Source organism: Archangium sp. (assembly GCF_036389735.1).
Lineage (GTDB): Bacteria > Myxococcota > Myxococcia > Myxococcales > Myxococcaceae > Archangium.
This window is the reverse complement of sequence record NZ_DASVWK010000281.1, coordinates 1-8,242: the sequence shown is the minus strand read 5'-3', so window position 1 is coordinate 8,242 and position 8,242 is coordinate 1. Positions and strand designations below refer to the sequence as shown.

The window sequence follows — 8,242 nt, the reverse complement described above, 5'->3', positions numbered from 1 at the left end:
CTCGTCGAGGAGCTCAAGCCCCAGCGCAGCTTGAGCCACCCGCCGCTCTTCCAGGTGATGTTCGCCTTCCAGAACGCTCCCGCCGCCGAGTTCTCCCCGCGTGAGCTCGTCCTGCGCCCGCTCGAGTCCGACAACCAGACGGCCCGCTTCGACCTCATCCTGTCGCTCGCCGACTCTCCAGAGGGCTTCCGCGGCACCATCGACTACAACGTCGACCTCTTCGACACCTCGACGGTGGCCCGCCTGTTCGACCACCTGCGGGTGCTGCTGGAGGCCGCTACCGCCAACCCCGATCAGCACCTGTCCACCCTGCCCCTGCTCTCCGAGGCCGAGCGCAATCAGGTGCTCGTGCAGTGGAACGACGTGCGGGTGGAGTACCCGCGCGACGCCTGCGCCCACCAGCTCTTCGAGGCCCAGGCCCGGCGCACTCCGGACGCGCTCGCCGTCCAGTTGGGGAACGACACCCTCACCTACCGCCAGCTCGACTCGCGCGCCAACCAGCTCGCCTGGCACCTGCGCTCGTTGGGTGTCGGTCCCGAGGTGCGCGTCGGCCTCGGCGTCGAGCGCTCCTTCGAGATGCTCGTCGGCATCCTCGGCATCCTCAAGGCCGGTGGTGCTTACGTCCCGCTCGACCCGGCCTACCCCAAGGAGCGCCTGTCCTTCATGTTGAAGGACTCCGCCGTGCCGCTGCTGCTCACCCAGCAGGCCCTGCGGAGCGTGCTGCCCATCGACGGCCAGCGGGTGCTCTGCCTGGACTCGGACTGGAGCACCATCGCCGCCCAGCCCGAGCATGCGCCCTCTTCGTCCGTGCTGCCCGACAACCTCGCCTACGTCATCTACACCTCGGGCTCCACGGGTACCCCCAAGGGCACCCTGCTGCACCACCGCGGCCTGTGCAACACCGCCCTCTCCACCGTCACCGCCCACGGCTTCCACCCCGACAGCCGGGTGCTGCAGTTCGCCGCCTTCAGCTTCGATGCCTCCGTCTGCGAGGTCTTCTCCACCCTGCTGGCTGGTGCCTGCCTCGTGCTCGCCTCTCGCGAGGATCTCCTCCCCGGTGCACCCCTCGTCTCGCTGCTCACCTCGCAGCGCGTCAGCGCCGTCACCCTCACACCCTCCGTCCTCGCGCAGCTCGAGCCTCAGCAGCTTCCTTCGCTGAGGACCCTCATCTCCGCGGGCGAAGCGTGCTCCCCGGAGCTGCTCTCGCGTTGGGCTCCGGGCCGCTCGTTCCTCAACGCCTACGGCCCCACTGAAGTCACCATCTGCGCCTCCATCACCGGCGCCCTGCGGCCCGGCCAGCCCCTGTCCATCGGTCGGCCCCTGCCCAACGTGCAGCTCTTCGTCCTCGACGCGAACCTGCTCCCCGTCCCTGTCGGCATCCCCGGGGAGCTGTATGTCGCCGGCCCCGGTCTGGCTCGCGGCTACCTCGGCCGTCCGGAGCTCACGGCCGAGAAGTTCGTGCCCAACCCTTTCTCCTCCGACGGCGGCCGCATGTACCGTACGGGGGACAAGGTACGCCTGTTGTCCGACGGCCAGCTGGAGTTCCTCGGCCGCCTCGACTCGCAGGTGAAGCTGCGCGGCTTCCGCATTGAACTGGGCGAGGTGGAGAGCGCGCTGCTCTCCCACCCGTCCATCCATCAGGCCGCCGTCGTGCTGCGTGAGGACTCCCCAGGCAACAAGCGCCTGGCGGCCTACGTCGTCCCCGCTTCGGGCCAGTCGCTCGATGCCAGCGCGCTGCACCAGCACCTCAAGGCCCGTCTGCCCGAGTACATGGTGCCCTCGGCCTTCGTGCCCCTGGCGGCCCTGCCCCTGTCCTCCTCGGGCAAGCTGGACACGGCCGCGCTCCCGGCCCTCGATGGCGAGCGCCCCGCGCTGGCCAGGCCCTACGTGGAGCCTCGCAACGACGTCGAGCGCCAGCTGGCTGCCCTCTGGGCGGAGCTGATCGGCCTCGAGCGCGTGGGTGTGCTCGATGACTTCTTCGAGCTGGGCGGCCACTCGCTGCTGGCCACCCAGATCGTCTCGCGCATCCGCCGGGACTTCGGCGTGGAGCTGCCGCTGCGGCAGCTCTTCAACGAGCCCACGGTGGCCAACCTCGCGGAACAGATCGTGACGGCGCAAGCCTCCCAGATGTCGCCGGATGAGCTGGAAATGCTCATGGCCGAGCTGGAGGCGGAGGAGCCGTCGTCGGAAACCTCATCGGAATCGCAGGAAAAGCGCCTCAAGGAGGCCAGCAACAATGAGTGACATCTACAAGCGCCTCGCCAACCTCCCCAAGGAGAAGCAGGAGCAGCTGCTACGCAAGCTGCGCGAGCGCGGTGGACAGGCGCCCCAGCAGGAGATTCCCCGCCAGCCGAGGACGATCTCCTCCTTCCCGCTGTCATTCGCCCAGCAGCGGCTGTGGTTCCTGGATCAGCTCGAGCCGGGCAGCCCGCTCTACAACATGCCGGCGGCCGTGCGGCTGGAGGGCGTGCTCGACCTGGGCGCGCTGGAGCGCAGCTTCGGTGAGCTGGTGCGACGCCATGAGGCCTTGCGGACGACGTTCCGCAACGACGAAGGCACGCCGGTGCAGGTCATCTCCCCGCCCTTCACCCCGCGGCTCGAGGTGAAGGATCTGCGCGCCCTCCCGGCCCAGACGCGCGAGCAGGAAGCGCTCCGGCTGATGCACGAGGAGGCCCGGCGCTCCTTCGACCTCGCCCACGGCCCGCTGCTGCGCGTGCTGCTCTTCCAGCTCGGCGACCAGGAGCACCTGCTCCTGCTGGCGATGCACCACATCGTCTCCGACGGCTGGTCCATGGGCATCCTCATCCGGGAGATGGCGGCGCTCTACCGCGGCTTCTCCACCGGCAAGGCCCTGCCCCTGCCCGACCCGTCCCACCAGTACGCGGACTACGCCACCTGGCAGCGCGACTGGCTCAAGGGCGAGGTGCTCGAGGCGCAGCTCGCGTACTGGCGCAAGCAGCTCGCGGGCTCGGAGCAGCCGCTGGAACTGCCCACGGATCGCCTCCGCCCGGCGGTGCAGACGCACCGGGGCGCGCTCCAGCCGGTGCGCCTGTCGCCCAGGGTGTCGGCGTCGCTCAAGGAGCTGGCCAAGAAGGAGGGCATTACGCCCTTCATGCTGCTGCTGGCGGCCTTCCAGACGCTGCTGCACCGCTACACCGGCCAGGAGGCCATCAGCGTCGGCTCGCCTATCGCCGGCCGGAGCCGCGGAGAGCTGGAAGGTATCATCGGCTTCTTCGTCAACACGCTGGTGCTGCGCACGCGCCTGGAGGGCAACCCCACCTTCCGCGAGCTGCTCGCGCGCGTGCGCGAGGTGACGCAAGGCGCTTACGATCACCAGGACGTCCCCTTCGAGAAACTGGTGGACGAGCTGCAGCCGGAGCGCAACTTGAGCCGCTCCCCGCTCTTCCAGGTGATGCTCTCCTTCCAGAACGCGCAGACGCCCGCGCTGGACATGCCCGGGTTGAGCCTGCGCGAGCTCGAGGTGGACAGCCAGGCGGCCAAGTTCGACCTCAGCCTGGTGATGGCGGATGGCCCCGAGGGTTTCAGTGGCGGGCTGGAGTACAACGTCGACCTCTTCGAGGCCACCACCGCGGCCCGCTTCGCGGGACACCTCGTATGCCTGCTGGAGGGCATCGCGGCGGCCCCCGACACCCGCCTGTCGCAGCTACCCCTGCTCCCCGAGGCCGAGCGTCACCAGGTGCTCGTGGAGTGGAACGCCACCCGCACGGAGTTCCCCCGGGACACCACGCTGCACGCGCTCTTCGAGGCCGAAGTGGCCCGGCGCCCCGACGCGGTGGCCGTGGAGGACGCGCGCGAGCGGCTGACGTACCGGGAGCTGGACGCCCGGGCCAACCAGCTCGCCTGGTACCTGCGCCGCGAGGGCGTGGGGCCGGACGTGCGGGTGTGCCTGTGCGTGGACCGCTCGCCCGAGCTCATCATCTCCCTGCTGGCCATCCTCAAGGCCGGTGGCGCCTATGTACCGCTGGACTCCACGTACCCGCGTGAGCGCCTCGTCTCGATGGTGGAGGACGCCCGGCCGCAGGTGCTGGTGACGACGCGGCGGTACCTGGAGGCCCTGCCCACCCAGGGCGCCAAGGTCGTGCTGCTCGACGAGGCCCGCGAGGACATCGTCCGGGAGCCCACCCACGCGCCCCAGAGCGGCGCCTCGGCGCGCAACCTGGCCTATATCGACTTCACCTCGGGCTCCACCGGCCGTCCCAAGGGCGTGTGCATCGAGCACCGCTCCGTGGCGCGGCTGGTGCGCGGGGTGGACTACGCGGACCTCGGGGAGGGGCACACCTTCCTGCTCATCGCGCCCATCTCCTTCGACGCCTCCACGCTGGAGGTGTGGGGCTGCCTGCTCAACGGCGGCCGGCTGGTGCTCTTCCCGGCCCACGCGCCGGGCGACGTGAAGGAACTGGAGGAGCTGCTCGCGCGCCATCAGGTGACGACGCTGCACCTCACGGCGGGCCTCTTCACGCAGATGGTGGACGCGAACCTGGAGGGGCTGCGGCCGGTGAAGCAGCTGCTCACGGGTGGCGACGTGGTGTCGGCGCCCCACGTGCGGCGCACGCTGGAGGAGCTGCGCATCCCGGTGACGGCCTGCTACGGCCCCACCGAGAGCACCACTTTCGCGAGCTGCTTCCGCATGACGCGCTCCGAGCAGGTGGGCAATTCGGTGCCCATCGGCCGGCCGATCGGCAACACGCAGATCTACATCCTGGACCGGCACCAGCACCCGCTGCCGGCGGGCATGCCGGGAGAGCTGTACATCGGCGGTGACGGCCTGGCCCGGGGCTACCTGGAGCTGCCGGAGCTGACGGCGGAGAAGTTCCTGCCCAATCCCTTCTCCAGCGAGCCCGGGGCGCGGATGTACCGCACCGGGGACCTGGCCCGCTTCCGGCCGGATGGGGTGTTGGAGTTCCTGGGCCGCATCGACAGCCAGGTGAAGATCCGCGGCTTCCGCGTGGAGCTGTCCGAGGTGGAGACGGCGCTGCTCGGACATCCGGAGGTGCGCGAGGCGGTGGTGGTGGCCCGGCAGGACACCGGGAGCCACAAGCGGCTGGTGGCGTACGTGGCGGCCCCGAAGACGCTGGGGGCGACCGAGCTGCGCGGCTTCCTGAAGGAGAAGCTGCCCGAGTACATGGTGCCCTCGGCCTTCGTGTGCCTGGAGGCCCTGCCGCTCACGGCCAACGGCAAGGTGGATCGCAAGGCGCTGCCCGCGCCGGAGTCCGTGCGGGCCGCGGAGGACAGGCCCTACGTGGCGCCTCGGAACGCCACCGAGCAGACGCTGGCCGGAATCTGGGCGAAGGTGCTGGGGGTAGAGCGGGTCGGCATCCACGACAACTTCTTCGAGCTGGGCGGCGACTCCATCGTCAGCCTCCAGGTGATCGCCCGGGCCCGGCAGGCGGGGCTGGCGCTCTCGCCCAAGCAGCTCTTCCAGCGGCAGACGATCGCCGAGCTGGCGCCCGTGGTGGGCGAGGCGCGCGCTCCCGCCGGGGAGCAGGGCGTGGTGAAGGGCCCCGTGCCCCTCACCCCCATCCAGCGGGCCTTCCTCGAGTCGGCTCAGCCCGAGCCGCACCACTTCAACCAGGCCGTGCTGATCGAGGTGCGCGAGCGCCTGGACGCGGCGCTGCTGGAGCGGGCGCTGCAACGGCTGGTGGAGCACCATGACGTGCTTCGCATGCGCTTCACCCGCGAGGGCAGCGGGTGGGAGCAGCACAACACCGGCCTGGAGCGGTCGCTCGTGCTGCGGCGGGTGGACCTGTCGGGCGTGACGGACGCGGAGCTGCCGTCGGCCATCGAGGCGGCGGGGGCGAAGGAGCAGCGCGGCCTGGAGCTGACCGAGGGGCTGCTGCTGCGCGCGGTGCTGATGGACCTGGGCCCGGCGCGGCCCGCCCGGCTGCTGCTGATCATCCACCACCTGGTGGTGGACACGGTGTCGTGGCGCACGCTGCTGGAGGACTTGAGCACGGCCTGCGTGCAGCTCCGCCGGGGCGAGGCGGTGGCGTTCCCGCCCAAGAGCACGTCTTTCAAGGCGTGGGCCGGGCAGATCCAGGAGTACGCGCGCTCGGAGAAGCTCGGGCGCGAGCTGGAGCGGTGGGTGGAGGAGTGCTCGCCCACGGGGCATGCGCTGCCGGTGGATGGGCCGGGAGGCGCGAACACGCTGGCCTCCGCGCGCGGACTGACGGTGGAGCTGGAGGTGGAGGAGACGCGCGCGCTGTTGCAGGAGGTGCCGGCCGCCTGGAGGGCTCGCACCGACGAGGTGCTGCTGGCCGCGCTCGCGCTGGGCTTCCAGCGCTGGACGGGCGGGAGCGAGCTGCGCGTGGAGCTGGAGGGACACGGGCGCGAGGACCTGTTCCCGGGCGTGGACCTGTCACGCACGGTGGGCTGGTTCACCTCGGTGTACCCGGTGCGGTTGAAGGCCCCGACGGACGCCAGCCCGGGCGATGTGCTGCGGGCGGTGCGGGACTCGCTGCGGCAGGTGCCGGATCGCGGCATCGGCTACGGGCTGCTGCGCTACCTGGGCGAGGGCGAGGCCGTGGAGCGGCTGCGCGCCATGCCTCGCGCGGAGGTGGCCTTCAACTACCTGGGCCAGTTCGACGGGACGGCGGCCCAGGCCTCCTCCCTGTTCACCCTCGCGCGCGAGCCGAGCGGCCCCGCGGCCAGCGAGCACGGCCTGCGCACCCACCTGCTCGAGGTGAACGGGCTGGTGCTCGAGGGTCGTCTCCGGTTGACCTTTGGCTACAGTGAGAACCTCCATACCCGCGCCACGGTGGAGGCACTGGCCCAGGGCTACCTGGGCGCGCTCCGGGAGCTGATCTCCCAGCGCACGTCCGCGGACGCGCTGCGCTACACCCCGGCTGACTTCCCACTCGCGCGGCTGGAGCGCGAGACGCTCGCGCGCGTGCTGCCTCCGGGCGAGCCGGTGGAGGACGTCTATCCGCTGTCCCCGATGCAGCAGGGCCTGCTCTTCCACGCGCTGCTGTCGCCGGGTACCGGCGTGTACCTGGTGCAGTCCTCGTGGAGCTTCCACTCGCCGCTGGACACCGCGGTGTTCCAGCGGGCCTGGGCCGCGCTGGTGCAGCGGCACGCCATCCTGAGAACCTCCTTCCGCTGGGAGGGCCTGAACGAGCCGGTCCAGGTGGTCCATGCCCGGCCCGAGTTGCCGTGGCAGGAGCTGGACTGGCGCGGGCTGTCCGAGACGGAGCAGCGGGCGCGGCTGGAGACCTTCCTCGCGGAGGATCGTGCCCGTGGGTTCGAGCTGTCGCGGGCACCGCTGATGCGAGTGGCGGTGATGCGGCTGGCCGAAGGCGTCCACCACATCGTCTGGACGCACCACCACCTGCTGTTGGACGGGTGGAGCCTCGGCCTGATCTTCAAGGATCTGTTCGCCTTCTACGAGACGTTCGCACGAGGAGAGCAGCCCACCGTGGCTTCGGCTCCCCGGTACCGCGAGTACATCGCCTGGGTGGGCAAGCAGGACTTCGCCCAGACGGAGGCGTGGTGGCGACAGACGCTGGCCGGCTTCCCCATGCCCACCCCGATGCCGGGCGATGGGACTCCGGACGCGAAGCGGGGCGAGCTGGACCACCAGGAGCGGCGTGTCCAGTTCACCGCCGCGACCACCGCGGCGCTGCAGTCCTTCGCGCGGCAGCACCAGGTCACGCTGAACACCCTGGTCCAGGCGGCGTGGGGCCTGGTGCTGGCCCGGTACAGCGGTGAGCGGGACGTCATCTTCGGAGCCACGGTGTCCGGCCGCCCGCCGGACCTGGAGGGGGCCGAGGAGATGATGGGCCTGTTCATCAACACGTTGCCAGTCCGGGTGCAGCTGCGGCCTGGGGACACGGTGGTGACGTGGCTGCAACGGTTCCAGGCGCAGCAGTTGGAGATGCGCCAGTACGAGCACAGCCCGCTGGTGCAGGTGCAGACGTGGAGCGAGGTTCCGCGCGGTTTGCCCCTGTTCGACAGCATCCTGGTGTTCGAGAACCTCCCGGTCGACACCGCCGTCAAGGAGCGCTCCAGCACCCTGGACGTGCGGGACTTCGATGCCTTCGAGCGGTTCACCTTCCCCCTCAACCTGACGGCGGTGCCCGGCCGAGAGCTGTTGATCAAGATGGCGGCCAAGACGGAGCGGTTCACGGCGGATCTCGCCGGGCAATTGCTGGGGCACATGAAGGTGCTCCTGGAGGGTTTCCTGGCCCATCCGGCCCAGGAACCGCTCTCGCTGCCGATGCTCACT

2 protein-coding genes are annotated in these 8,242 nt (G+C 70.6%); both read left to right on the top strand.

Annotated features, from left to right (window positions below; genetic code table 11):
• On the top strand, positions 1-2,244 hold a 2,244-nt coding region (locus VF794_RS09990; protein ID WP_331109127.1), incomplete at its 5' end, for an amino acid adenylation domain-containing protein.
• Positions 2,237-8,242: amino acid adenylation domain-containing protein (locus VF794_RS09985; protein ID WP_331109125.1), on the top strand; the 6,006-nt coding region annotated here is incomplete at its 3' end. The genes VF794_RS09990 and VF794_RS09985, both read left to right, overlap by 8 nt.